The organism is Sphingopyxis sp. (genome assembly GCF_025869345.1).
Taxonomy (GTDB): Bacteria; Pseudomonadota; Alphaproteobacteria; order Sphingomonadales; family Sphingomonadaceae; genus Sphingopyxis.
In genome coordinates this window covers 3692-28854 of sequence record NZ_JAOZVW010000030.1, presented here as the reverse complement: position 1 = coordinate 28854, position 25163 = coordinate 3692, and the positions used below count along the sequence as shown (strand labels likewise).

General features: G+C 64.0%; 25 protein-coding genes. 12 read left to right on the top strand and 13 right to left on the bottom strand.

The window, feature by feature from the left end:
* Positions 1–26: 26 nt before the first annotated feature.
* Entirely contained in the window at positions 27–728 is a 702-nt protein-coding gene (locus OJI97_RS03265) for a hypothetical protein (protein WP_297661099.1), read from the bottom strand.
* 65 nt (positions 729–793) lie between these two features.
* On the opposite strand from OJI97_RS03265, the gene OJI97_RS03260 reads away from it, so the two are divergent.
* On the top strand, positions 794–1651 hold the full coding sequence (locus OJI97_RS03260) for a nucleotidyl transferase AbiEii/AbiGii toxin family protein (protein ID WP_297661097.1): 858 nt from the start codon (positions 794–796) through the stop codon (positions 1649–1651).
* 68 nt (positions 1652–1719) lie between these two features.
* Positions 1720–2181 (top strand): hypothetical protein, encoded by a 462-nt coding sequence (locus tag OJI97_RS03255; protein ID WP_297661095.1) that lies wholly within the window; start codon positions 1720–1722, stop codon positions 2179–2181.
* Positions 2182–2373: 192 nt separating this feature from the next.
* Here the strand turns inward: OJI97_RS03255 and arsH are convergent, their stop codons facing one another.
* The 4 genes from arsH to OJI97_RS03235 are packed head-to-tail and all read right to left on the bottom strand — an operon-like array spanning position 2374 to position 4967.
* The gene (arsH, locus tag OJI97_RS03250; RefSeq protein WP_257541679.1) at positions 2374–3129 is read right to left on the bottom strand and encodes an arsenical resistance protein ArsH; all 756 of its coding nucleotides are present in this window, start codon (positions 3127–3129) and stop codon (positions 2374–2376) included.
* 4 nt (positions 3130–3133) lie between these two features.
* Positions 3134–4192, bottom strand: coding sequence for an ACR3 family arsenite efflux transporter (gene arsB / locus OJI97_RS03245; protein ID WP_297661092.1), 1059 nt, complete (start codon positions 4190–4192; stop codon positions 3134–3136).
* Between the two features lie 3 nt (positions 4193–4195).
* Positions 4196–4624: an arsenate reductase (glutaredoxin) gene (gene arsC, locus OJI97_RS03240; protein ID WP_257541675.1), complete on the bottom strand. Its 429-nt coding sequence runs from the start codon at positions 4622–4624 to the stop codon at positions 4196–4198.
* Positions 4625–4637: 13 nt separating this feature from the next.
* Positions 4638–4967, bottom strand: coding sequence for a metalloregulator ArsR/SmtB family transcription factor (locus OJI97_RS03235; protein WP_257541673.1), 330 nt, complete (start codon positions 4965–4967; stop codon positions 4638–4640).
* 192 nt (positions 4968–5159) lie between these two features.
* Here OJI97_RS03235 and OJI97_RS03230 point away from each other — a divergent pair, with 192 nt between their 5' ends.
* The 5 genes from OJI97_RS03230 (at position 5160) to OJI97_RS03210 (ending at position 11363) form a co-directional block, all read left to right on the top strand.
* Complete coding sequence (locus OJI97_RS03230; RefSeq protein ID WP_257541671.1) at positions 5160–5645, top strand: arsinothricin resistance N-acetyltransferase ArsN1 family B; 486 nt, start codon at positions 5160–5162, stop codon at positions 5643–5645.
* A gap of 470 nt (positions 5646–6115) precedes the next feature.
* The gene (locus OJI97_RS03225; RefSeq protein WP_184101369.1) at positions 6116–7420 is read left to right on the top strand and encodes a hypothetical protein; all 1305 of its coding nucleotides are present in this window, start codon (positions 6116–6118) and stop codon (positions 7418–7420) included.
* Positions 7417–8271 carry a hypothetical protein gene (locus OJI97_RS03220; protein WP_184101371.1) on the top strand — a complete coding sequence of 285 codons (855 nt, stop codon included), beginning with the start codon at positions 7417–7419 and terminating at the stop codon, positions 8269–8271. Before OJI97_RS03225 ends, OJI97_RS03220 begins: the two co-directional genes overlap by 4 nt.
* A 29-nt stretch (positions 8272–8300) precedes the next feature.
* Positions 8301–8867: a hypothetical protein gene (locus OJI97_RS03215; protein ID WP_184101373.1), complete on the top strand. Its 567-nt coding sequence runs from the start codon at positions 8301–8303 to the stop codon at positions 8865–8867.
* A 63-nt stretch (positions 8868–8930) separates the two neighbouring features.
* Complete coding sequence (locus OJI97_RS03210; protein ID WP_184101376.1) at positions 8931–11363, top strand: serine/threonine-protein kinase; 2433 nt, start codon at positions 8931–8933, stop codon at positions 11361–11363.
* On the opposite strand, the gene OJI97_RS03205 is transcribed toward OJI97_RS03210, so the two are convergent.
* The gene (locus tag OJI97_RS03205) at positions 11360–11926 is read right to left on the bottom strand and encodes an ECF-type sigma factor (protein WP_184101378.1); all 567 of its coding nucleotides are present in this window, start codon (positions 11924–11926) and stop codon (positions 11360–11362) included. The two genes, OJI97_RS03210 and OJI97_RS03205, sit on opposite strands and share 4 nt — an antisense overlap.
* A 236-nt stretch (positions 11927–12162) precedes the next feature.
* Here OJI97_RS03205 and OJI97_RS03200 point away from each other — a divergent pair, with 236 nt between their 5' ends.
* The 5 genes from OJI97_RS03200 to OJI97_RS03180 all read left to right on the top strand — a co-directional run bounded on the left by OJI97_RS03200 (position 12163) and on the right by OJI97_RS03180 (position 17666).
* On the top strand, positions 12163–13884 hold the full coding sequence (locus tag OJI97_RS03200; RefSeq protein WP_297661083.1) for a YadA-like family protein: 1722 nt from the start codon (positions 12163–12165) through the stop codon (positions 13882–13884).
* 295 nt (positions 13885–14179) lie between these two features.
* Positions 14180–14539 (top strand): hypothetical protein, encoded by a 360-nt coding sequence (locus OJI97_RS03195; RefSeq protein WP_297661082.1) that lies wholly within the window; start codon positions 14180–14182, stop codon positions 14537–14539.
* Positions 14540–14748: 209 nt separating this feature from the next.
* The gene (locus tag OJI97_RS03190; RefSeq protein ID WP_184101383.1) at positions 14749–15963 is read left to right on the top strand and encodes an FAD-dependent oxidoreductase; all 1215 of its coding nucleotides are present in this window, start codon (positions 14749–14751) and stop codon (positions 15961–15963) included.
* A 111-nt stretch (positions 15964–16074) separates the two neighbouring features.
* A complete protein-coding gene (locus OJI97_RS03185) occupies positions 16075–17058 on the top strand; it encodes an SDR family NAD(P)-dependent oxidoreductase (protein WP_184101384.1) in 984 nt (327 codons plus the stop codon).
* A complete protein-coding gene (locus OJI97_RS03180) occupies positions 17058–17666 on the top strand; it encodes a TIGR00730 family Rossman fold protein (protein ID WP_184101385.1) in 609 nt (202 codons plus the stop codon). Before OJI97_RS03185 ends, OJI97_RS03180 begins: the two co-directional genes overlap by 1 nt.
* Before the next feature lie 56 nt (positions 17667–17722).
* Here OJI97_RS03180 and OJI97_RS03175 read toward each other — a convergent pair whose 3' ends face one another.
* The 7 genes from OJI97_RS03175 to OJI97_RS03145 all read right to left on the bottom strand — a co-directional run bounded on the left by OJI97_RS03175 (position 17723) and on the right by OJI97_RS03145 (position 25098).
* Complete coding sequence (locus OJI97_RS03175; protein ID WP_184101386.1) at positions 17723–18553, bottom strand: alpha/beta hydrolase; 831 nt, start codon at positions 18551–18553, stop codon at positions 17723–17725.
* Positions 18554–18836: 283 nt separating this feature from the next.
* A complete protein-coding gene (locus OJI97_RS03170) occupies positions 18837–20690 on the bottom strand; it encodes a PAS domain-containing sensor histidine kinase (protein ID WP_297661079.1) in 1854 nt (617 codons plus the stop codon).
* Positions 20687–22720 carry an ATP-binding protein gene (locus OJI97_RS03165; RefSeq protein WP_184101388.1) on the bottom strand — a complete coding sequence of 678 codons (2034 nt, stop codon included), beginning with the start codon at positions 22718–22720 and terminating at the stop codon, positions 20687–20689. Before OJI97_RS03165 ends, OJI97_RS03170 begins: the two co-directional genes overlap by 4 nt.
* Entirely contained in the window at positions 22717–23097 is a 381-nt protein-coding gene (locus OJI97_RS03160; protein ID WP_184101390.1) for a response regulator, read from the bottom strand. The genes OJI97_RS03165 and OJI97_RS03160 overlap by 4 nt, the downstream gene beginning before the upstream one ends.
* A gap of 94 nt (positions 23098–23191) precedes the next feature.
* Positions 23192–23842 (bottom strand): response regulator transcription factor, encoded by a 651-nt coding sequence (locus tag OJI97_RS03155; RefSeq protein ID WP_054731583.1) that lies wholly within the window; start codon positions 23840–23842, stop codon positions 23192–23194.
* Positions 23839–24369 carry an Rrf2 family transcriptional regulator gene (locus OJI97_RS03150; RefSeq protein WP_297661075.1) on the bottom strand — a complete coding sequence of 177 codons (531 nt, stop codon included), beginning with the start codon at positions 24367–24369 and terminating at the stop codon, positions 23839–23841. The genes OJI97_RS03155 and OJI97_RS03150 overlap by 4 nt, the downstream gene beginning before the upstream one ends.
* A gap of 117 nt (positions 24370–24486) precedes the next feature.
* A complete protein-coding gene (locus OJI97_RS03145; protein ID WP_184101392.1) occupies positions 24487–25098 on the bottom strand; it encodes a porin family protein in 612 nt (203 codons plus the stop codon).
* Between the last annotated feature and the right edge of the window lie 65 nt (positions 25099–25163).

Here is a 25163-nt window from a genome sequence, read left to right as displayed (position 1 = left end):
CTTCGTGCACGGACGCGCCAAAGCGTTCAGTCTTCCTCGTTCGCACCGCTAACGCGCAAAGATTTCGATGCCATCCGCTGCCGTTCGCGGGACGCAGTCTTTTTCTTCCGGTTTACTGCTTGCTGCCTCGCCGACGTTTGTCTCGCCAGACCCAGCCGGGGTTTTCGTACCAGTGGTCTCGGATAGTCAAACCATAAGCTGAAATCGACCTGTTCGAGATAGCTGGCAATGGCGTAGAGATCTCCACGGAGAGTTCGCCAATGCTTGCTCAATGGTGCTCTCTCATAGCGTTCTGCTGTCTTGCGTTTGGTCGACATGCCCGGTGCCATCCGGTCATAATAATAGATCATTTCGGCATGGGCGGCATCGTTACGATAAGTGGTGAGCTGATTCAGTGCAGTCAGTGCCCAAAGTATTCCCGACCGATATGTCAGTCGGCGGGTCTTAAGCCGTGCGCGAACAAACGCTTCCAGCATATCTCGTCGAGCATTGTCGCTTGAGGCTGTGTGCCAAAGTTCCAGTGCAAGATCGTAGTCGGAATCGACTGCGATACGAGCGAAAACTCGATACAAAGCGCCATGCGCGCAATTCCATGCATGAATTACCTCGCCGATGTGTTGAATATGGGCCTTCTCTTCGGGGAACACTGCACGGTCGGGCTCGCGTTTTGCCGTCCCACGAGTGCGCGCAGTGACTGCCGTCCCCACTTCTTTCGAAACGCGTCCCATATTGTTCCTCGCGTGTCCAATGTCGCCTAGTATTATTCTGATCCGCCGTGCGGTAGGTTGCTGCCATGATTGAGCGCGATGAAATCGATGCACAGGGAGGAATGCTCGGTGTCCACACTGCCCATGTCGAACGCGACTATGTGTTCGGCTGGTTGCTCAAGGCATTCTACGAAAATCCGTACCTCAGCAGGCTGCTCGTTTTCAAAGGCGGCAACTGCATGCGCAAAGCCTACTATCCCAACACGCGCTTCTCGTCGGATCTCGATTTCAGCGTCACGTCCGCGATCGACCCGGAACGGTTTCAAGCGGAGATCAACGAAGCGTGCCGTGCGGCGCAGGATGCCTGCGGTGTGGTGTTCGAGACGGAGAAGAACAGTTTCGTTGCTGACCGGATGATCGATTCCCAGCGGCAATCCTTCAAGGGCAAGGTCTATTTTCGTGATTTCTACGGCGTAAACGGCGATCTCACCATCAGCGTCAAACTCGATGTCACAGAGTTCGACAGGCTTTTTCTGCCGACGGTCGTACGCCCCCTGCTTCACCCCTATTCCGATGCAAGCGTTTGCCAGATCGGAATCGCCTGTGTCTCGCTCGAAGAATTGCTGGCGAACAAGCTGAAGTGTCTCCTGCAACGACGGCACTCCTTCGACCTGTACGACTTGGTCTATGCGACGTTTCTGGAGCGGTCGATTGCGGTAGATCGCTCGCTCGTGCTCAGCGCGTTCCTGCGCAAGACGATATTCGAACGAAGCCCCGGCTCAGCGAAACGGATTCTGCTGGGACTACCGATGGCATTCTTCGGCAGCGTCTGGAACAAGTATTCGTCTGTCCCGCGGCAAGTCGGTTCGATTTTGACCGCATCACTGAAGGGTTCAATGCCGCGATTGAGTTCATTTTCGGCAGCACCGACACTGCAGGATTAGGCGCTGATCCGTTCTATCCGGCAGAGTATCGCAACCTGATCCTGGACGCGGGCGCCCGTCGTCGCCTGATGCGCATAACTTATGACGGCACCGAGCGCGTTATTGAGCCTTATTCGCTTGCATACAAGCGGCGTCAGGACGGACATGCTAGCGAGTATTTCTATGCTTATGATCTGACCGGCGGCACCCGCTCAGGCCCCGGCATCAAATCCTTTCTGCACCCGAAAGTGGAGGCGCTCGCTGCGACCGAGGACAGCTTCGAACCGCGCTTTGAGATCGAGCTGTCGAAAGCAGGAGAATCACCGCATAACCAGTATTTCGGAGGATCCTTCAAGGGCAATCCGCGCGGGGGCGGGGGAGGACTTTCGATCGTTTCGCGCCGCGGTCTCCGGACACGGCCCGCTAGCTATACGGTCGAGTGTCCGTATTGTCAGAAGCGATTCAAGCGGACCAAAGCGTCGACGGTGTTAAACGCGCACAACGACAGCAATGGCTACCGATGCTCTGCGCGCCGGGGTAGTCTGGTGTGAACCAGGCTCGGCCCGATTAATGGTAGCTTGTTGATCGACGCGTTATCATCATCACCGATGCTTACCTGCTGCCGATGTCATATGTTGACCGTGCAACCCGCTAATAGTCGTTCGAATGGAGGCCGTTTGGGCGGCAGCTTTGTACGATTTAGGGGCGAAAGCGGACCGGCTGCAAGCGGCCAGAAATGCTCGTCAGGCGCGCGGAATTCCGGCCAATTCTGCCGGTGTCACTACGGGCTCTTTCCGATCTTTCCGCTCCGAATAGCGGTCGACGAGCTGATCGACATGGCCACGCGTGAGGACGGTGAAGCGCACTAGTTCCTCGGCGACATCGACCATCCGGTCATAATAGCTCGATGGAAGCATCCGGCCCGCCTCGTCGAACTCCTGATAGGCCTTTGCGACACTCGACTGGTTGGGGATGGTGATCATCCGCATCCAGCGGCCGAGGATGCGCAGCGTGTTGACGCTGTTGAACGACTGCGACCCTGCCGACACCTGCATGACCGCGAGCGTGCGGCCTTGCGTCGGCCGGAGGCCCTTATATGCGAGCGGGAGATGATCGACCTGCGCCTTCATGATGCCGGTGATCTGGCCGTGACGCTCGGGGCTGCACCACACTTGGCCTTCCGACCAGAGCGAATGCTGGCGCAGTTCCTCGACGGCCGGATGATCGTCATCGGCGACCTGATCGGGCAGTGGGAGGTCCGAAGGATCGAAGATGCGCGTCTCGCACCCGAATTGCTGCAGCAGGCGCGCGGTCTCCTCGACAACCAGCCGCGAGTATGAGCGTTCGCGTAAGGACCCGTAGAGCAACAGGATGCGCGGGGCGGGGGCGAGCGGCCCGAGACCGAGCGCGGGCTGCGCGCGGAGATATTCGGGGCTGAGCGCTGGAAGATGGTCAGGATCGGCGAGCGTGCGTAGGCGAGAGAAATTCTGGTCTGTCATGATTTCAATTGTCCGTAGGGGCCGTCGCGGGGAACCAGCGGCGGCCGAGCCGAAACGCGACGCTGACAAGCAGGATGAGAACCGGGACCTCGACGAGCGGACCGATGACCGCGGCGAAGGCAACCGGCGATGCGAGACCGAAGGCGGCGATCGCAACCGCGATCGCGAGTTCGAAGTTGTTACCCGCGGCGGTGAAGGCGACCGCGGTCGTGCGTGGGTAGTCGGCCGCGATGAGCTTGCCCATCCAGAAGCTGATGAGGAACTGGACCACGAAATAAATGGTGAGCGGGATTGCGATCCGGATCACGTCGCCGGGGATCGTGACGATCTCGCTGCCTTTCAGGCTGAACATGGCTACGATCGTGAACAGCAGCGCCACGAGGGTGATCGGCGCGATCTTCGGGAGAAAACGCGTCTCATACCATTCGTCCCCCTTGGCCTTCGCGAGAACGCGGCGCGTCAGGAAACCTGCGGCGAATGGAATACCGAGGTAGATAAGGACGGCCTCGGCGATCGTGCCGAAGCTGACATCGATGACGCTGCCTTCGAGGCCGAAGAGGGGCGGCAGCACGGCCAGGAAGAACCATGCGTAGACGCTGAAAAAGAGGATCTGGAAGATCGAGTTGAAGGCGACGAGCGCGGCGACATATTGATTGTCGCCCTTCGCGAGCTGGTTCCAGATGATGACCATCGCGATGCAGCGGGCGAGGCCGATCAGGATCAGGCCGGTCATATATTCGGGCTTGTCCGAGAGGAAAAGGACCGCGAGCACGAACATGAGGACCGGCCCGATGATCCAGTTCTGGATCAGCGAGATTGCCAGCACGCGGCGATCGTCGAATACGCGCGGCAACTCGTTGTAGCGCACCCGAGCCAGCGGCGGATACATCATCAGGATAAGACCGATCGCGATCGGGATGTTGGTCGTCCCGATCGACAATGCATCGATCGCGGCGGGCAGCCCCTCGAAGATCGACCCGAGCAGCACGCCGAGCGCCATCGCGAGGAAGATCCAGAGCGTCAGGTAGCGGTCGAGGAATGACAGCCGGTTGGTGTCGGCCATTGGTCAGTTGCCCACGCGGTTGCCGCCGGCGTCGACGACGGGCTCGCCATCTTCCTTGGCGAAAGCGCCAAGCTGGCGGGCCGGGAGAATGTCGAGCACGACCTCGGAGGGGCGGCAGAGCCGGACCCCGAGCGGCGAGACGACGAGTGGGCGGTTGATGAGCACCGGATGCGCCATCATTGCGTCGATGAGCTCGACATCGCCGAGCGCCCGATCGTCGAGGCCGAGTTCGGCATAGGGGGTGCCTTTTTCGCGAAGCAGGTCACGCGGCGCGATCCCGGCGCGGGCTATCAGCTGTTCGAGCAGCGGGCGCGACGGCGGTGTCTTCAGATATTCGACGACATGCGGTTCGATCCCGGCATTGCGGATGAGGCCGAGCGTGTTGCGCGACGTGCCGCAATCGGGGTTGTGGTAGATGATGATGTCGGTCACGGCTTCGCTCCGATCAGCAGCAGGCGAGTTCTGCAAGCAGGGGTTCGCAGAGCTCGGCGCGGCCCTGGCAGCAGTCCTTCGCGAGGAAAAGCATGAGGCCGCGAAGCGCATCTATGTCGGCACGCTGGATGAAGTGGCGCCCCCGCTTCTCCGACTGAACGAGCCCAGCCTTAGCAAGCACGGCAAGGTGCGTGGAGAAGGTGCTCTGGGTCAGGCCTGATTGTTCGACGAGTTGTCCTGTCGAAAGTCCCTCCGGTTCATGCTGGACGAGCCGCCGGAAAGCATCGAGCCGCGTCGGATGTGCCAGTGCAGCTAGGGCGAGCAGGGCTGAATCATTGTCCATGCATCGGAATTATACGATGCACATTGCCAAGTCAAATCGCATCGTGAATTTACGATGAGTTGACGGCAGCGACCTCGCTCAGCGTCTGGACTGGCGACGCTTGGGTACCGTGCATGCAGCAGTTGAGTGGTGTCTTGATTGTCCGACCGCGGCGGGTCAATGTGTCCAAGTCTGATTGGAAGTGGTGCAAAGATGGACGTGCGTCAGATAGACTTAGGGGACGCACCGGCAGTTCAGGCGATCTACGCACCCTATGTAACTTCCACCACCATCTCGTTCGAGGAAGCGCCGCCCGATATTGGGGAGATGGAAAGGCGCATCGCCGCCATTCTACCCAAATACCCCTATCTGGTCGCCGAAGTGGATGGGCAGGTTGTCGGTTACGCTTACGCCAGCGAGCACAGGACTCGCGCGGCCTATCGAACATCCGTCGATGTCGCAGTCTATGTGGCACCCGGCGCGCAGCGGGGCGGTGTGGCGCGTCGCTTGTATTCCCGTCTGCTGCCTGCCGCGGCGAGCTTGGGCTATCACGCTGCATTTGCGGGCATCGCACTGCCGAACGACGCGAGCGTCGGGCTGCACGAAGCTATGGGCTTCGAACAGGTCGGCATCTACCGCGAGGTCGGACGAAAATTCGATGCTTGGCACGATGTCGGCTGGTGGCAACGACTGCTGTGAGCGATGCGGAACAGCCATATCCGCTTCACACCATTCGCGCCCGCAAGGCGACCAGCCCCTTCCGGCCAGCTTTGGTCATTGGGGGGGAGAGCGTCTCGTTTACACCGAGAGGGTCGGCAATCGAATATCCGCTTTGCTAGGGACGCGTCCGAAAGCTGACTGACCGCAAACGGCCAAGTCGAGCAAACTAGCGGCCGGTATGCAACGCGCCTGAAATCGGAGGCTCGAACAGGCGCCGGTCGCGATCTGAAAGCAGACTGCAGATTCTTGATCGGCTTCGATTGGCAATCGTTTCGGAACGGGCTGCGCGGAACTCGGAAACGGAGCTGCTGCCTTCGGCGCCAAAAAAATCGGACAATCCCGCACGGTGCTGTCCGCTTTCACCAGCCTCTCTCGTCTAGCGAAAGGTTCGGGAAGAATGCCTGCCCGACGACTTGCGCCGTGGCACGAGGGCAGACGGGAGAAAATCGATGACGAAGTGGATCGGGACGGGTGGCCGGGTAGCATTGGCCGTATGTGCCACAGTTGGATTGGCGCCGGATTGCCTGGCCCAATTTGCCGCGACCGAGCAACCGCCTGAACAACGAGATGCGCAGCAGCGGCCCGCTGAACCGCCGCCCGGCAAGCAGCGCAGTTCCATTGCGGTGCCGGTCGTGCCGGCACAGCCCGTGACCATCATCGGCAATCCCGGCAATTCCCGCCGTGGACAGTTTGATACGCTGCCGAAGACCGTCTTGGATCCGGACACCGTCGAAGGGGCTGCATCTTCGGACAATGCTGCTGGTCGGGACTCGTTCGCCACGGGCAAAAAGAGCGGTGGTGCGAACGGGGCAGTGCCGTCCGGACTAAGCGGCGACGTCAATGAGGGTGTCCGGGTCTCCGATGTCGAACGCGGCTATGGTCGTGCCGCCGCCTTACCCGATAACGGCAATGGCGGATCGGCTGGCGGTGTCGGCCTCAATTCTGCCGGCGAAGGCAATTTGGGGTCCAGCGCCGGCCTGCTCAATTCGGTGGCCGGGCTGGGCGGGAACAGCAACGGCGGCAGCGGCGGTAACTCGGCGCAGGGCGGCACCAATTCCGGCAGCACCGGGATCGAGGGCGCGCTGAACTCCTTCGGCGGTGCAAACGGCGGTCGGTCCGACAATAGCAATGGCAACGGCAACCGGCGCTCGAACGGCGGTCCCGCCGAAAACGGAAACTCAGGCGGCGGCCGCGACAGCGCCGGCGGATCGGCAAGAAACCTGCCCGCGCAGGGCAATTCGGCGGGCTCGGGATCGGACAGGTCGGTCGATCGAAACCAGAATGAGACGCCCGCAAACAACTCGGGACGCGAAGCCCCGAACAGCCAGAAGGACAAGTCGGGAGCCGATGGCGACGATCGTTCGGCGCGCAACGACAGCAATGCCAACGACAATGGCGGGTCGGATCGGAGCAACCGGGACGCGCCTCCCGAAGGCAATTCGGATGGCGCGGCCAAGGCCGGCGCCCCCGATCGGCCCGAAGAAGAAGGCTGGTCGGCGGGTAGCGACCCGGTTGGCCGGGCGGCGGCGCGGCGGCGCTTCGGCGATCTGGGCGCGGCTGCGGCGGGGCGTGATTTGCTGGGTGAGAAACGCGACGCGGAAGCGGTCGATGCGGAGGAAGGCCTGCGCCGGATCGGCGACCGGGTCGACCCGCTGACCGGCGCCGTGGGCATCGAGGCGCCCGTCGCCGGCGGCGTTTCGCCGCTGCTGCGCGCGGTCGTCGAAACCGCAAAGAAAAGGAAGCAGAAGAAATGAAATATCTCGGAACGATGATTGTCGCGCTCGCGCTCGCCGCACCGGCGGCGGCGCAAACCGGTCCCGCGACCGACTTGTTCGCCTTTTCGCAAGGGGCGCGGTTGGTGCAGGTTCCGGACGACGCCGAATTTACGGCGATGGACAGCAGCCCGTTCAACCTGATCGACGGATCGGCGACGACCGACTGGACGGGCGAAGCGGGGCGGCCCGCCGTGTTCGTGCTCGAACTGGCGGAGCGAACCGAATTGTCGCGCGTCGCCTTTGACACCGCCTTCCTCAATCGCGACGAAAAGTCACCGCGCGCGATCCGCGTCGAACTGTCCGACACGTCGGCGCGCAGTGGTTTCGTGCCGATCTTGGCGGCTGATCTGAAGATGAAGAAGGATGGTCAAAGCTTCGGCTTCGACCCTGAGCATCGCCCGGTCGGGCGTTGGGTGCGGCTGACGATCGCGAGCAATTATGGGGACGATTATACCGGCTTCACCGGCTTTCACGGCTATGGCCGTCCGCTCACCGCAACGGCAACATTGCCCGATGTCACCGGACGCTATGAAGGATGGAGCGGCTGGGGCACGCTCAACCTGACGCAGAGCGGCGATACCGTAACCGGCTGTTACGAATATCAGGCGGGGCGGATCACGGGCCGGATCGACGGCCGGGTGTTGACGCTCGACATGGTGGAGACGGGCCCCGACGGCGCGCCGCGACGACTGCGCGGTTATGTCGGGCTGACGCCTGATGGCGGCAAGCTGATCGGCTTCGCGCGCGGCCTCACCGAGTCCGACCGCCTTGGCTATGCCACCTATATGAGCGCGGACCGGCGGGCGAACCGCCCCGGCGCGTGCCGCTGACGTCATTTGTGAACGAAAGGATTTTGGGGATGAGCAGATCGATCATGCTGGTTGCTGTCGCGGCGTCGCTGACGCTTGCAGGATGTGGCGGCGAAGCGGCGGACAAGGGCGACGGCGCGGGTAAGGCTTCGTCGGTCGCAGCGAAGAGCGGGACGGCACCGCCGCGCGACTGGAATGCCGCCGACGCCTGCGCCGTGGTCGACAAGGCGGCGATGTCGGCGATCCTCGGACAGGCGGTCACCGAAACCCGCCTCGGCAATGTCAGCCAAAGCGATGGCGCGACCGCGGTCACCTCCGAATGCAGCTATCAGCTTGCCGATGGCGGATCGGCTACCTTGATGCTGCGCTGGTCGCCGATCGGCGACAATAGCGAGGGATCGATCAACCTGACCCGCAATGGCCTGGAGCAGACGCTCAAGGGTTTTGGTGGTCATGTCGAGACGATCGACGGACTCGGCAAGGCCGCCTTTTGGGCTGGGATGACCAAATCGCTCAATGTCTTCATCGGCGAGGATAAATTCGCGATCATCACGGTGCCGGCGAGCGAGGCTTCGAAGGAGCAGGCGGTCGCGCTCGCACGCAAACTTGGTGCTTGACGACCGCCGCGCGGCGGTGCTGCTTCGTACCGAAGCGTGATGATGCGCCAGGGGAGGGGCGATATGGTGCGGCAGCCGAGCCGGTCCGAATGGAGCCATATCCAGGCGCTGTTCGTCGAATTGATCGATCTCGACCCCACGGCGCAGGAGCACCGGCTGGCGGCGGAGGACGACTTCATTGGCGGGCAGTTGCGGGCGTTGCTCGCTGCGTCGCGCAATTCGGGGATATTGGACGGCGCGGCGCCGTCGTCGTTCGAAACCGCCCCGTGCCGGGCGTACAGCTCGCTTTCCGAAGGCGCCGTCATCGGCGGCTTTACCATCGACCGCCTGATCGGGCGCGGCGGGATGGGCGAGGTCTACGCCGCGCATCGCAGCGACAGGATGTTCGACCAGCAAGTGGCGATCAAGCTGCTCCGTCCCGAATCGGTTGCGCACAGCGAGTTGTTCGACCGTGAACGCCGCCTGCTCGCCGGACTCGAGCACCCGGGGATTGCGAGGCTGATCGACGGCGGTGTCGCGCCAGACGGGCGGCCCTATATGGCGATGGAATATGTGACCGGCGAGCCGATCGACGCGTGGTGCCGGACCCATGACGCCGATCTTGCGACGCGATTGCGGCTTTTCTGCGATGTCTGCGAAGCGGTGGCCTATGCGCACGGCCACCTGATCGTCCACCGCGACCTCAAGCCGTCGAACATATTGGTCGACGGCGACGGCCGCGTGCGGCTGCTCGATTTCGGCATCGCGCGCTTTGTGGAGATCGAAGGCGAGGGCGAGGCGCAAACCACGGTCGCGCTGATGACCCCCGATTATGCTGCACCCGAACAACTCGGAAATGCCGCCCCGACCGTTGCCACCGACGTCTATGCGCTGGGCGTATTGTTGTTCGAACTGCTTACCGGTCGCAGCCCGTGGCGCGAGCCGGGATCGGCGCTGCCGTCGGTGATCCGGCGCATCCTGAACGAAGACCCGCCCCTGCCCAGCGCGCTCGTGCCGCCCGGCTATCCCTTCGGGCGGCGCGAGGTAGCGGGTGATCTTGACGCGATCGTGCTCAAATCGATGCGCCGCGCACCGCAAGACCGTTATCGCGGTGTCGGCGACCTGGTTGACGATGTCCGAAGCCATATCGCCCTGCGCCCCGTTGCGGCGCGCTCGGGTTCGGCGGGCTATACGATCGGGCGCTACCTGCGCCGGCACCGTGTCGCGACGGCAGCGGCAGCCGCCGCTCTGCTCGCCATCGTGGCGGGTGGCGGTGCGGCCGCCTGGCAGGCGCGTCAGACGGCGATCGAGCGCGATGTCGCATTGGCCGAAGCGCGGCGATCGGAATCGATCAACCGCATGCTGACCGTCATGTTCCGCGACACCGCCAGCAGCGCCGTCGGCGAAGAGGCAACGGTCAAGCAGATGCTAGATCAGACGGCGGCGCAGCTTGTCGCGTCGGTCGACCGGAGCGCGAAATCGGCGACGCTGATTACCACGCTTGCCGATCTTTACGTCAATCTGGAGGATGCCGCCGGCGCTGACGCGCTGCTCAGCCAAGCGCTTGCGCGCGGCATCGGCGCCGGCGATCCGGTGGCGACCGCGGAAATCAAGCTGCGCCTCGCCTCGACCGCTGCCGCAATGGGGCGGACCGACGACATGGCGCCACTGCTCGATTCAGCCGATGCCGTCTTTGCCGCCGACCCGGCGCGTTTCCGCAAGGAACGCCTCGAAAGCATGAGCGGCCGGGCGCAGCTCGCGCGGCGCAAGGGCGATTACGACACCGCGATCCGGCTGTTGCAATCGAGCCTGCCTGACGCCGACCGCGTTTATGCCGAGGATCATCGCGAACTGCTGACGCGCTACAATAACCTGCTCGTCTATATGGTCGAGGCGAACCGGCTCGATGCGATGCCCGCGGTCTTTGCCGCCGCCGACGCGGCGCTGGCGCGGACGGGGCAACAGGGCAGTGCACAGGGGCTGGCGATCGAGCAATTGAAGGGCGTGCGGTTGATGAAGCTCGACCGGCTGGCCGAGGCCGAGCGCCTGTTCCGCAGCGTCGCCGACCGGCGCTGCGCGGTGTTCGGCAAGTCTGCGGCGCTGGCGGTCGATCTGCTGCAACTGGGGCGCGCCGAACTGGCGCTGGGGAAATTCGCCGCGGCGCGCGATGTTCTTGGCGAGGCGCGGCCGATGGCGATCGACAATCTTGGCCCCGATGCGGTGCCGACGCTCGTCATCACGCTCGGCCTTGCCGAAGCCTTGGCCGAGGCGGGCGACACCGGACGGGCCGAAGCGTTACTTGCCGAAGCCGCGCCGCGGATCGCCTCGATGGGACCGGTCGGCCTGCCGCAGGGCATTGCGGCGCGGACGCGGGCGATCATCCGTCTGAAGCAGGGGCGGATGGCCGAGGCGCGGCGCGAGGCCGACGCATCGGAACAGATATTCAGGACGCTCGGCGCGCCGGGCGAATCCTACCTCAAATCCTTCGCCACATTGCGTCGGCGCTTGAGCACCTAGCCCGCGCCCATTTCGTTGTGCACCCAAGCGCGCGCCTGGAGCCACCAGCGGCGCACCGTCCGGTCGCTGACGCCCAGGATTTTTGCGGTTTCCTCCTCGGTCATCCCGGCGAAGAAGCGGCAGTCGATCAGTTGCGCAAGATTGGGGTCGAGGCGCGCGAGCCGTTGCAAAGCCTCGCCCAGCCGCACGACATCCTCGTCCTCGGGCGCCGCCGCGGCGAGCGAATCGAGGCTTTCGGTAAAGGCATAGTCGGGAGCGCCACGCTTCGCCGTCATGCGGGCGCGGGCGGCGTCGATCAGTATGTGGCGGATCGCGGTCGCCGCGCAGCCGAGGAAGTGGCGTTCGCTCTCCCAATCGTTGCGCTTGCTGAGTTTCAGATAGGCTTCTGAAACCAGCGCCGTCGTTTGCAGTGTCTGTCCGCCGCCCGCGCGATAATGTTCCCGGCGCGCGATGATCTTGAGCTCGTCATACAGCGTGGCGATGAGCGCGTCGGCGTCGCCGTCGATGCTGCCAGCACGACCCGGTTCCTCGTTGATCGCCGATCTCCCCGCATGGCGCGCCATGTGGCGCGCACCCTAGATGCCTAATTTATTTGCGGTCGGCGAGATAATTTCCGCTTTTTCGGAGACGAGACCTGTCCGGATCGGGCGACCATTCCCGTCTTTCCAAATGCTGCACCCGCGGCGCCGCGTTCGGCGGCGTCGACGAGGTGACCGCGAACAAGGCGCCACCAAAGGTCGCTGCGAGGGGTCGCCCGGAAACCGATCGGCATTGCGCCGATCCATAAGGAAAGATCGATATGAAACGCATGACCACCCTCATTGGCGCGACCGCGCCCCTTGCGATCCTTGCTGCCGTCGGCGCCGCGCCGAACGCCTATGCACAGGCGACCGTCCCGTGCGTTCAGAACGCGGGGGCCGATGGCGTTCTCGGCACGCCCGACGACCCCGAAAATACGCTCGAGTGCGGGCTTGGCGCCGAAGCTTCGGCGCCGGGCGCCACCGCTTATGGAAGCGGGGCCAAGGCGACGGGCAACGAAGCGATGGCGGTCGGATTCATCGCCGCTGCCGAAGAAACGCGCTCGACCGCCGTCGGCACGGGCAGCAGCGCGACCGCGGACCAGTCGGTTGCGCTGGGCTGGGGATCGGTCGCAGACCGCGGTGCGACCATATCGGTTGGCAACGCCGGCCTCCAGCGCCAGATCACCAATGTCGCGGCAGGGACGCTCGTGTCCGACGCTGTCAATGTGGGGCAATTGAATACCGCCATGGGTGCCGCGGCGCTGACCGCGATCGCCAACTCGGCGGTGCGCAGCGGCAACAGCGGCGATAGCAGCCTGCAAAGCGACGGCAGCACCGCAAGCGGTAATGGCGCCGTCGCGCTGGGACAGGGACAGACTGCCACCGGCAACGGCGCCGTCGCGATCGGCGATCCGAATGTCGCGACCGGGACCGGCGCTGTAGCGATCGGCGCCGACAATCAGGCGATCGGCGACGGCGCTGTCGCCTTGGGCAAAGCCTCCAGCGCCTTTGGCTTGTCGGCCATCGCCATCGGCAACAATGCGAATGCGCTGGCCGATGGCAGCATCGCCATTGGTCGTGACACGATCGCGTCGCCGGCATCGGTGGCGATCGGCGCCAACGCCGCGGCAGGCGGGCAAAATGCGACCGCAGTCGGTCGCGACAGCCTTGCCAGCGGCCTTGCAAGCACCGCTTTCGGCCAAGGCGCGGCTGCCGGGGGCGATTTCTCGACTGCCACGGGCTATGGCGCGCGCGCGATCAAGGAGGGTGACACGGCGACGGGGTCGGGGGCCTTCGCCAATGGCGGCTATTCGGTCGCCTTGGGCGTGAACAGTCAGACCACGGCCCTCGGGGCGACCGCGCTGGGCGTGAACGCGAAAGCGTTGGGGGCGGACTCGGTTGCGATCGGCTCCAGCTCGGTTGCCGATGAGGCGAATACCGTGTCGGTCGGCTCGGCGGGCTTTCAGCGGCGTATCGTGAACGTCGCCGCGGGCACCGCGGCGACCGATGCGGCGAACGTCGGTCAGGTCCAGACGGTCGCGACCGCCGCGGCGGCGGCTCACATCACCGCCGATGCCGCCGTGTCGCAGAATATGGTGCAGGACAACCAGATTGCGGCGATTCAGACGGTGAACAATGTGCAGGACAATCGGCTGATGTCGCTGGAAAGCATGGCCGGAACCGCGCTTCCCGCGCTCCAGTCGCTTGCCGCGACGCACAGTGCACAGATCGGCGACCTTTATGCGATCACCGACCGCGACCGCCGCGAGGCGCAGCGCGGAACCGCCGCCGCGGTTGCGCTGGTCGCGGCGACGATGCCGTCGGAGCCTGGACGGACGAGCTATACGTTCAACCTTGCCACATTCCGCGGCGAACAGGCGGCCGGCGCGTCGATCGCGCACCGGTTCAATACCGACAACCCGTTCGCATTCACGGCCGGCGTCTCTTACGCTGGGCGTCACAATACGGCCGCGCGAATTGGGGTCGCCGGCGAATTCTGAGCTAAAAAGGGAAGGGCGGGCGCGGGGAAGTGAGCCCGCCCTTTGTTTCCTTGGGTCTAAACCCGAACCGCATCCAAGGATTATTCGCGCCGGTCTCTGCGGAATGTCGGCTTTCTTGGGTTCGGGCTTGATAGCCGCCTGACCGCTATCGGCCATTGATCCCCGTGCTGCGGGCGCTGCTTGCCAAGACAAGCGTTGACCCCATATTTTCGCACAGGGTCATTAGGCCATTGAGTAGAATGGTCGTAAATCATTCCTGAACGCAATCTGCCATCGCATCATCGAGGCAGAAATCATGCGAGGCGACCCCCCAATCCTTTCACGCATTCTCTGGAACAGCCTTCGGAGAAATATCTTCCTGTCGGCGCAACCGAGCGCCCGACTTTCTCAGCTGTTCGCATTCGGATGTTGCCTATGGGCTTCGGTAAATTTGCCGCTTGCGCTATGCGCCAGCGTTATCGCCTTCGCGGTATTTGCGGTGCTCTCGGGCAATGGGGTTCGAAGGGCGCCTTTGCTGCAAGGTGCTTTTCTTCGCAACGCACCGTTCCAAATATTCGAAACCGTGGTCACGCTGGTGGCCCTTACAATGCGCCTGTCTCCTCTTGAGCGCGATTTTGTCGCGGCCAGCTTGCTGAACCTTCTGTATCGATTCTGAAGGTCGGTGTCGCCAGCCTGCCAACTTGATGGGTGCGACATTCCGTCACCTCGCCCTGTCCTAAGGAATAGGTCCGCCTCGCCATCGGCCTGCAGCCGCTAGCCCCTTGCACGATAGGCGGGGCCCGGGCGGTCCGCGATGCTCGGGTCGATCTTCCCGGCGCCCGCTTCAGCGGGTTGGAGGAGGCCCCATTCAGCAAGGAGAGTCCCGTGTCACAGAAAATCGTCATTATCGGAGCCGGTTTCGCCGGACTGCTGGCCGCCCTTTCGGCGGCGCGGCTGCGTAATGAGAAGGGCGTCTCGCCAGCGGATTTGACCATTACCGTCGTCGCGCCCGAACCCGCGCTGATCGTCAGGCCGCGCCTCTATGAACGCGATCCCGCGTCGATGACGGCGCCCCTCGGCGAGCTGTTCGCCGCGACCGATATCGATTTCCGTGCCGGATGGGTCGACACGATCGATGCAGGGAAGGGCGTTATCAGTCTGAAGGGCGTGGACGGCGCGGCCGAAATGCTGCCCTATGATCGTCTGGTCGTCGCCGCGGGAAGCCACGGATTTCAGCCGCCGATACCTGGCCTTGCCGATTTCGGCCATAGTGTGAACGATCGGGCGGCCGCGGTCGCACTCGATAAACATCTGCAAGCACTCGCCGATCGACCAGCATCGCCCGCGCGTGATACTGTGGTGGTGGTCGGCGGCGGCTTCACGGGGATCGAGGTGGCGACCGAAATGCCCGACCGGCTGCGCGAAATCCTGGGGCAGGATACGCCGGTGCGCGTGGTGATCGTCGAGCATGGGCCGTGTGTCGCCGGCGACATGGGTGACGAGCCTCGTCCTTATATCGAGGCACGGCTGCGCGAGCTCGGTATCGAGACGATCGTCGGATCCGGCGTTTCCGGCCTCGACGAAGGCGGTGTCGCGCTCGACGATGGCGCGCGGATCGAAACCGACACGGTGATCTGGTCGGCAGGCATGCGTGCTTCGCCCCTGACCGCACAATTGCCCGGAGAGCGCGACACGCTCGGCCGCGTCCTCGTCGATCCCGATTTGCGGGTCCCTGGAGCGCCGCATATTTTCGCAACCGGCGATACCGCGAAGGCGGCCACCGACGATAAGGGTAATTTTTCGCTGATGTCATGTCAGCACGCGCGCCGCCTCGGCGCCTTTGCCGGGCATAATGCCGCCGCCGACCTGCTTGGCGAGCCAACCCTGCCATATGACCAACCATCCTATGTCGTGTGCCTTGATCTCGGTCCCGATGCCGCGATCTTCACCCGCGGTTGGTCACCCCGGACCGTCGAGATCACCGGACCCGAGGCGAAAAAGGTCAAGATGGAGGTCAATCGCGTTTGGATATATCCGCCCGCGGCAGAGCGCGCGGCAGCATTCCAGAATGCCTTCGAGGCGCGCACGGTCGATTTCTGAGGGGCGCTTTGCCGGGCTCCGCGATGGTCGTGCGCCTCACTCATTCTCGACCGACATTTTTCCCGCGGGCGCAATTGCGGCCCGTCGTCCCCTATCGAACAGGAACTCTCCATGACTGCTGTGCAATTGCCGCTTGATACGCCCTTCGGCCCGTTCACGACCGCCGCTGATGTCGCCGATGGCGTCGATCTTACAGGGAAGTCCGCGATCGTCACGGGCGGCGCATCGAATCTGGGCTTTGAGACGGTCAAGATACTCGCTTTGAAAGGCGCTCATGTTGTCGTGCCGGCACGCAATGCGAGCGCGGCCCGGCAAGTTTTCCACGATATGCCAAACGTCGAAGTCGCCGCGATGGACCTTCTCGACCCATTGTCGATCACAGCCTTCGCGTCCGGCTTTGAGGAGAGCGGTCGCGCGCTCGATCTCCTGATCCTGAGCGCCGGAGTCATGGCGACCCCGCTGTTTCGCGACCCCGCGGGGCGGGAAGGTCAGTTCGCGACTAATCATCTCGGTCATTTTCGTCTGACCGCCGCGCTCTGGCCGCGGCTTCGCGGTGCAGCCGGCGGCGCGCGCGTGGTCGTCCTGTCGTCGCGCGCGCACCAACTTGGCGGACTCGACCTGTCAGATCTCGATTTCCGGCGCCGCGCCTACGACAAATGGTTGGCGTACGGCCAGGCCAAGACGGCAAACGCCCTCTTCGCCGTCGCGCTCGACGCGCGCGGCGCGGAGCACGGCATTCGCGCCTTTTCCGTCCATCCCGGTTCGATACTGGGACCGCTTGCGCGTCACTTGAGCCGGGAGGAGATTGAGCAGTTTGGCGCGGTGCATCCGGACGGCACGGCCGTTGTCGATCCGCGGCGCGACCTCAAGAGTCCGCAGCAAGGCGCCGCCACGACGATCTGGTGCGCCACGTCGCCCGCTCTGGCGAGTTTCGGCGGGGTCTATTGTGAAGACTGCGACATTGCTTTCATCGAGGCGGACGGCGAACTCGGCGGGCCTGGTGTGCGTCCTTTCGCCGTCGACCCCGACACAGCCGAAGCGCTGTGGCACGAAAGCGCCCGGTTGCTCGATATCCGTCAGCCCGGATATTGCTGATGAGCCCCGCGCTCAAGCAGGAGTCGCCGCGCCGGCTTTGCGTTTTTTCCGGGTCGAGCACCGGAATCTCGCCGGCCTATGAATGCGCTGCGCGGCGCCTTGGCGAGCAGCTGGCACGGAGCGGCATCGCCCTGGTCTATGGCGGCGCGGCTGTCGGCCTGATGGGCGCCGTCGCCGATGCCGTGCTGGCGGGCGGTGGCCAGGTCATTGGCGTCATCCCGCAGGCGCTGGTCGAAAAGGAGGTCGCGCATCGCGGGTTGACCGAGCTGCGCATTGTAAGCTCGATGCATGAGCGCAAGGCGCTGATGGCGGATCTGTCGGATGGCTTTATCGCGCTGCCGGGCGGGATAGGCACGCTCGAGGAACTGTTCGAGGTCTGGACCTGGGCGCAGCTTGGGACCCATGCGAAGCCGTGCGCCCTGCTCAACGGCCTTGGCTTTTACGACGGGCTGCTCACCTTCCTCGATCATGTCGTCGGACAGGGCTTTCTGAAGCCTATTCACCGCGAGATGCTGATCGTCGAGGATGATCCGGCATGTCTGTTGCAGACGATAGCGCGATATCGTGCGCCGGCAGTCGGGAAGTGGGTAGGCCGCCCCGACAGATAGCCGGATCGCCGCAATGGAACCGGGACGGACGGCGCGATCCGTCCCGGATTTTCCCATCAGCTCCGGATGAAGGCCAACATATCCTTGTTGATCACATCGGCATGGGTCGCGGCCATGCCGTGCGGATAACCTTCATAAGCCTTCAGCGTCCCCTTCGCGAGCAGCTTCGCCGAGAGCGGGGCGGAGTCCGCGAACGGCACGACCTGATCGTCGGTGCCGTGCATGACCAGCGTAGGGACCGCAATCTTCTTCAGATCTTCGGTGAAGTCGGTTTCGGAAAACGCCTTGATGCAGTCGTAGTGGGCCTTGGCGCTGCCGACCATGCCTTGCCGCCACCAGTTCTGGATCAGGCCCTGGCTGACCTTCGCGCCGTCGCGGTTGAAGCCATAGAAAGGGCCCGAGGCGATATCGAGGTAGAATTGCGACCGGTCCTCGGCCAGTGCCTTGCGGAACCCGTCGAACACCTCGACGGGAAGACCGCCGGGGTTGCTGGCCTTCTTCACCATGACTGGCGGAACTGCGCCGACGAGAATCAGCTTTGCGATCGTTCCGGCTTTGGCGCGTGCGGCATAATGCGCAGCTTCGCCGCCGCCGGTCGAATGGCCGATGTGTACCGCGCCCTTGAGGTCGAGCGAAGCGACCAGCGCCGCGACGTCGGCGGCATAGGTGTCCATCTCGTTGCCGTGATCGGTCTGCGTCGAGCGGCCGTGACCACGCCGGTCGTGGGCAATCACGCGGTAGCCCTGAGAGAGGAAGAAGAGCAGCTGGTTGTCCCACTCGTCGGCCGTGAGCGGCCAGCCGTGATGGAAGACGAGCGGCTGCGCATCGCGCGGCCCCCAGTCCTTGTAGAAAATCTGCGCGCCGTCACTGGCAGTGATATAAGTCATGGGATCGGCTCCTTTGTGAGCTTTCGGGGGGATTGTGCCAAGGCTGACAGCCGACCAGCCCAGGCCGCCTGCAAGCGTCGCCGCGCCACCGGCGGCGACGAGCGCCCGGCGACCGATCATGAAATCCTGAAGTATGGGCATGCTGTGATCCTTCGCGTCGAACCGATGCCGTATACGGGATGCCCGGGACGGGATCGGCCCATTTGGGATAAGGATTTCGGGCGGCAGCGCGATTATACGGGGGATGCGCTGCGACTATGCCAAGGTCGAGGCAGGTTGGCGACTAGTCCTCGCCGCCCTTCGCTATTGGAAGGGTGAAGGTGAAGCGCGCGCCCGTGGGTTCGACGTTGTTGGCTCGGAGTGGGCCGCCGTGCGCTTCGACGATCGAGCGGCAGATGGCGAGACCCATTCCCATGCCGTGCACCTTGGTCGTGAAGAAGGCTTCCAACGCGTGATCGGGGTCGGCAAGGCCTGGCCCCGTGTCGGCGATATCGATCCGTATGCGACCGCGCTCAACGGCTCCTTCCAGCCGTAACTTTCGGCTGCCCTCCGGGCTCGCAGCCATTGCCTCGATCGCGTTGCGCAGGATGTTGACGAAAACCTGCTGGATCTGGACCGCATCGATCGCGACGGGTGGAAGGCCGGGGGCGAGCCGAATGTCGAGAGATGTTCGACTTTGCGCGAAGGGCTCGGCGAGAAGGTCTCGCACTTCGCCGACCAGCGCGCCGAGGTCGGTGGATCGGCGCGGACCGGCGCTCTTTTGGAAAAGGGCACGAATATGGCTGACGATGTCGGCTGCGGATTCGGCGCTTCGCACGATCCGGTCAACGATGCCCCGCGCGCGGGCGATGTTCGGTTCGTCGCCGGCCAGCCACCGCTGGCAAGCCTGGGCGTTGGTCATGATGGCGGCGAGCGGCTGATTGACCTCATGCGCGATCGATGCCGAGAGCTGGGCGAGGCTCGCCGCCTCGCCGGCTTTCGCGAGTTTATCCTGCGCTTGCCGGAGCTCATCCTGCGCGCGGATCTGGTCGTCGATATCGAGACAAACGCCGTTCCACTGCACAATTTCGCCGGCTTCGTCGCGCATGGCGGCGAGCCGCGTTTCGACCCAGCGAAATGTCCCGTCGAAGCGGCGCTGCCGATGGGTGAGCGCATAGGGCGCGCCCGTGCGCAGCGAATGATCGAGACGTTCGTTTACGCGGTCGAGATCGTCGGGATGGATGATGGCGCCCAACAGGCTTTGCAATCGCGGAACATCGGGTTCGTCCTTCGCCGCGACGTCGAAGCCGAGGAATTCGCGCATGTGGCGGCTGAAGTAGATCGGCCGGCCCGACGGCGTCATGCACCAGATAAGAGCGGGCGCAGTCTCGAGCAGTTCGCGCAGGGAGCGCTCGCTCTCGTGCAGGGCGGCGTCGGTCCGGCGGAAGACATCGACGTCGAAACCCGTGCCGTACCAACCCGTAACGCGGCCGTCGTCGGCGCGTGCAGGGCGGATCGCGAAGCGGTGCCAAACATATTCGCCGGTTGCCCGCAGCACGCGATATTCGTAGTTGAACGGTGTCCCGCTGCGCATGCAGCGGCGCAGCTCGGCAGAAGCGCCGTCATAGTCTGCCGGATGCACGCCCTTCTTCCAGCCAAGGTCACCGCCGTCGAGGAAAGCCGCGTCGCTCAGCGGCTCGTTGAAATCGTCCAATGTCATCGCAAGCGATGTCTGGGCCATGGGGGTCGCATAGGTGAAGCGTCCCTCGGCGTCGAAGGCGAACGCAGAGCCGTAGACGTCTTCGATGATCTTCGCGGCGTTTACCGCATCGCCGGTTTCCCCGAGCGAGGTGGCGAGCGCCCAGTCTTCGTGCGGGTCGTGAACCAAGGGGCGTACGGTGACATTGGAGGAATAGGCAGGTTCGGCACGATATTTGTGCCATCGCCATCCGTGCCTTGGCGAGCGCTGGCGGTAGCTGACGACCTGCGGTACGCCGCTGCAAAAGGCGCGTGCTTCGGCCTGTGCAATGGCTTGGCGGTCGCCGGGATGAATCGCCTCGTCCGCATGGATATGGGGTTCGGCATGGCGCCGCCACGCAAGCGCGCCCATCGCAACGCCGATTGCCAGACCGGCGAACAGGCCAGCCGGTTCGATCATGATGCCTGGCGCGCGGGTGGCAAGCGGACGCGAAATTCCGCGCCGCCTTCTGGATGGTTGGAGGCTGACACTCCTCCGCCGTGCGCCGCGACGATCGATCGGCAGATCGCGAGGCCGATTCCCATCCCTTGCGGCTTCGTGGTGAAGAAGCCGTCGAAGATATGGCCGAGATGATCTGGGTCGATTCCCGGTCCCCGGTCGCGCAAAGTAAACAGGGCTTCGCCTTTTAAGCCCGCCCTCGTTGCAATATGGATTTCCCTATCGGCCTCGCACGATGCCTCGACCGCCTGCGCCGCATTGATCAGCAGGTTGACGATGACTTGTTGGAGCTGGATGCGATCGCCGACGATTTTCGGAACGCGGCGTGCATAGGATGTCGTCACACGAATGCCGCGTGTTTCGATCTCGTGGCGGACGAAGAGGAGGCTTTCCTGCACGAGGTCGTTGAGCGCGATCGGTACCGGTTCGGGTGCCTGCTTGACGGCCATGCTGCGAATGCGGCGCACGATATCGTCGGCGCGGCGCGCGCTCGTCGCGATCCGCGTTGTCAGCTGCGCGACCTTGCCGATGTCGGGTTCGTCGCGCGCCAGCCAGCGAAGGCTCGTCTCGGCATTCGTCATGATTGCCGCCAGCGGTTGATTGACTTCATGGGCGATCGAACTGGTCAGCTCGCCGAGGGTCGAGATGCGCGCGGCGTGGCTAAAATCAGCCTGCAGCTGTCGGAGCTCGGTCTCGATGCGGAGGCGTTCCGTCACATCTTCGAGGCTGAAAATTGTCGTGTCGAGTTCGAGCAGCGGCTCGGGATAGGTGACCGAAAAGCGGACGTCGAGCAGGCGGCCGTCAAGCGCGCGTATCTTCATATATTCGCTGTAATTCTTGCGCCCGCTGAATCGCCCGATCATGACGCGGCGCAGCGAGTCCGGGCTTTCGGCGAACAGATATCCGACAGGCCGGATTAAGTCCTGTACGCTGGCGCCGCCGACGAGTTCGATCGCGCATCGATTGACGTCGGTGACCGGAACGCTCGCCGCTGCGAATTCGACGAGTTCAGGGTGATCGTCGAGATGTCCTGCAAAGTCAGTGACACCGCGCGAGCGCAGCTGGGCGTATATCTTGCCCATGTGGCTCGCATCGACCTGCCAGAGCGCGACCGGCATATAGTGAATGAGCTTGCGGTAGCGCGCCTCGCTCGCGCGCAGATAGAGGTAGGATCGATCGTCGTCGGCTGCGCCGTCGACGGCAACGAACAACCGGTCCGGTCGATCGTCGCCCGCGCGCCATACGGTAACGAGGGGATCGCGCAGGATGCCATCGGAGGCGAGGCGGCGCTGGACGCTGCGGCCTTCGCGGTCGGCGCGTGCCTCGAGGATGAGATTCGCAAGGATCGTCCGACTTTCGAGAGGCCAGAAAGCCGCGACCGACTGCCCGGCCATCAGGGCCCGCCCGCGATTGCCGCCAACCAGCCTCGCGGTCCGATCGTTGACCTCGACGATCCGCGCGGCATTGACGAGCCCGTGGAGAAGTTCGTCGCGCTCGGACGTGTCGGCGCCGGGCGCGCGGGGTGCGAGACGAGCGAGGATGTCGGCGGCGGGCGCGACGTCGATTTCCCAACTCGCCGCCATCGACCGATCCGGGACTCGGTCGTGCGCTCCCGCCCAGCCTGGTGCCTCGGGCTCTGCGCGGGCATATTCGACGACGTCGCGCAGCGTTCCGGCGCCGTCATAGCGCAGATGCCGCCGGACCCTTGCGACCCGCACGTCGCCGTCGCGCGTGCGGCGCCGAACACGTCCCTCCCACGCGCCTTCCTGAAGCAATTGCGACCAGGCGTTCGCCTCGTCGCCTGGCGCGGGCGACAGCTGGGCGCCATCGGTCCCGCAAACGGCGAGTGCGGGCCAGCCGAACAGGCGCTCGGCGGCCGGGTTCCAATAGCGTATGATCCCGGCGGGATCGAGGATGACGATGCTCTCCGATGCGAGTTCCGCGATGCCCTCCACATCGCTCTCAAGCGGGTCGAGGAGGGTCGCCGTCACCGCTTTGAGCTCGAACCTGAACTCGCGATTGCCTGCGCGAGCGCTCCCAGCAGATGCTCGTCGGTGACGGGCTTGGTGAGCCACGCGCGCGCACCGATCGCGAGGGCATGGGAACGCGTCGCTTCGTCGAGCACCGACGATAGGACGATCACCGGCAATCCCGCGCGCTCGTCGCGCAATCGTTCGATCAAATCGATGCCTGACATGCCCGGCATGCGAATGTCGGTCACAAGGCAATCGAATTGGCGGACGCGGCGCGCCGCAAGAAACTCGGCAGCGCCCTCGAAACATTCGCAGGCGAGCCCCGAGACCATCAGAAGGTCGCCCAGGGCTTCGCGAACGGCCTCGTCATCGTCCACGATCGCGACGGTCGGCATATGGGACAAGCGGCGGCATCCTCTTTCACGCGGCCTCGCTGGCCGATGGGGTCAATGTCGCGCAGCTTGTAAGCCATTATAACCATACCAAAGTCTAGGCCGGGGCCGGTTCGCGCACCTCCGCCGGCAATTTTTCCCACGCGCGGATCAGTTCGCCAACCGAAGCGGCCTGCATTTTACGCATCACATTGCTGCGGTGCAGCTTCACAGTGATCTCGGTTATACCTAGGTCGTAAGCGATCTGCTTGTTCAGCCGCCCCAGTGCGACTTCGCGCATGACCTGACTTTCCCGCGGCGTCAGCGTCGCATAGCGTTCGACCTGTTCATGGACGATTTGCGCATTGGCACGCTCGGCAATGTCGCGTTCGATCCCCGCGGTTACGGCATCGAGCAAGGTCTGATCGCGGACCGGCTTGGTCAGAAAATCGACCGCGCCGGCTTTCATCGCCTGCACCGACATGGGGATGTCGCCGTGCCCGGTCAGGAAGACGATGGGTTTGGAAATACCCGCAGAGGCCAGATGCTGCTGGAGGTCGAGCCCGCTCGCGCCCGGCATTCGTACGTCGAGGACGAGACAGCCCGCGCGATCGAGAAGCGGCGATTCGATGAGGTCGCGGGTCGAGGCGCAGCATTCGGCCTCTATCCCTACCGATAACATCAGCTCGCTGATTGCGGTGCGAACGTCCTCATCGTCGTCGACGACCAGCACGAGCGGCGGCTGTTCCTCGCATGCCGGTCGGATCATCTTTGCCTATCCTCTGCTTGCGACGGGCGCGACCGCCGTCTTGCGAGTCGCGCGTCGAACCAGGCTTTGGTGTCGCCGCCGAACTCGGCGGGGGCCTTGCGCTCGAGCCGGCCGCCAATGTCGGCCAGCGTCTCGCTCGCCAGCGTGTCGCGCATTGCCTTTTCGGCCTTGAGCATGACCGCATGGATCGAGCACACGCCGCGCGTCGCCCACTCGGGCGCGCCGTCCTCGAACAGAGCGCAACGCCCGCGTATGTCTTGACAGTCGAACAAGGGTTTGCGCCCCTCGATCGCATCGACCAGTTCGAGCACGCTGATCGCATGGGCCGGCCGCGCGAGCCGATACCCGCCGCGCACGCCTTCCGCTGCCGTCACGATCCCCGCCTTTTCCAGCTTGGCAAAAATCTTGGCCGCGAAGCTCGACGAAATTCCCTGGAAGAGAGCCAGATCGCGGGCGCTGCGCGGCGCATCGCCCGCATCGATCAGGCCCAGCAGGCAATGCAGCCCATATTCCACGCTTACGGTCATGTGCGCCATAACGCAGAGTATATTTGTCCGCGTTTGGCAAGGCAAGACATTCCTGCCTTGCCTTGCCTTGCCTTGCCTTGCCTGCCACATTCAGTTTTCGGATAGGATGAGCGATCCTCAAAAATTCCAGGCGACGCCCGCCAGGACTTGATGCCGATCCCATTTGGTGCCGCCGCTGCCAAGGTCGCTGTAGCGATATTCGACGCGCGCCGAGATATGGTCGGTGACAGCCCGTTCGATGCCGCCGCCAACCGACCAACCGTCGAGATTGTCCTTGCCGCGGCGCGGACCTTCGAGATCGAGGATCTGCACCCTGGTGCGGATATTCTCATAACCGCCGCGCGCATAGACGAGCGTCTTGTCGGTCACGAGGTAACCGGCGCGGACGCCCAGGTCGAAACCATATTCGGGATTGATCGCGGCCGATGCGTCCTTTTGCGCACGCGACAGGTCGTCGTCGAACCCGAAATTGACCGCTCCTTCGGCCGAAAGCACGACCTTGGCGGTTGGCTGGAGATTATAGCCGAAGAAGATGCCGGCGGTCGCCGCATCGCGGCTGTCGTCGATCGTGGCGGTGCCAAGGTCGGTCTCGACCGAGCCGAGCCGATTCTGGCTCCAGCCCGCCTGCGCCCCGACATAGGGGCCCTCGAAGGTCTGGGCCGCCGCGGGCGCCGCCGTGCCGACGGCGATCAACGCGCCGAGCGAGAGGGGGAGAGCAAGATTTTTCAACGCATGTTCCTTTCTGTCGTTTGAAAATTGGGGCGCGCGCGGCTGGGGGGGGCGGGGCCGCGCGC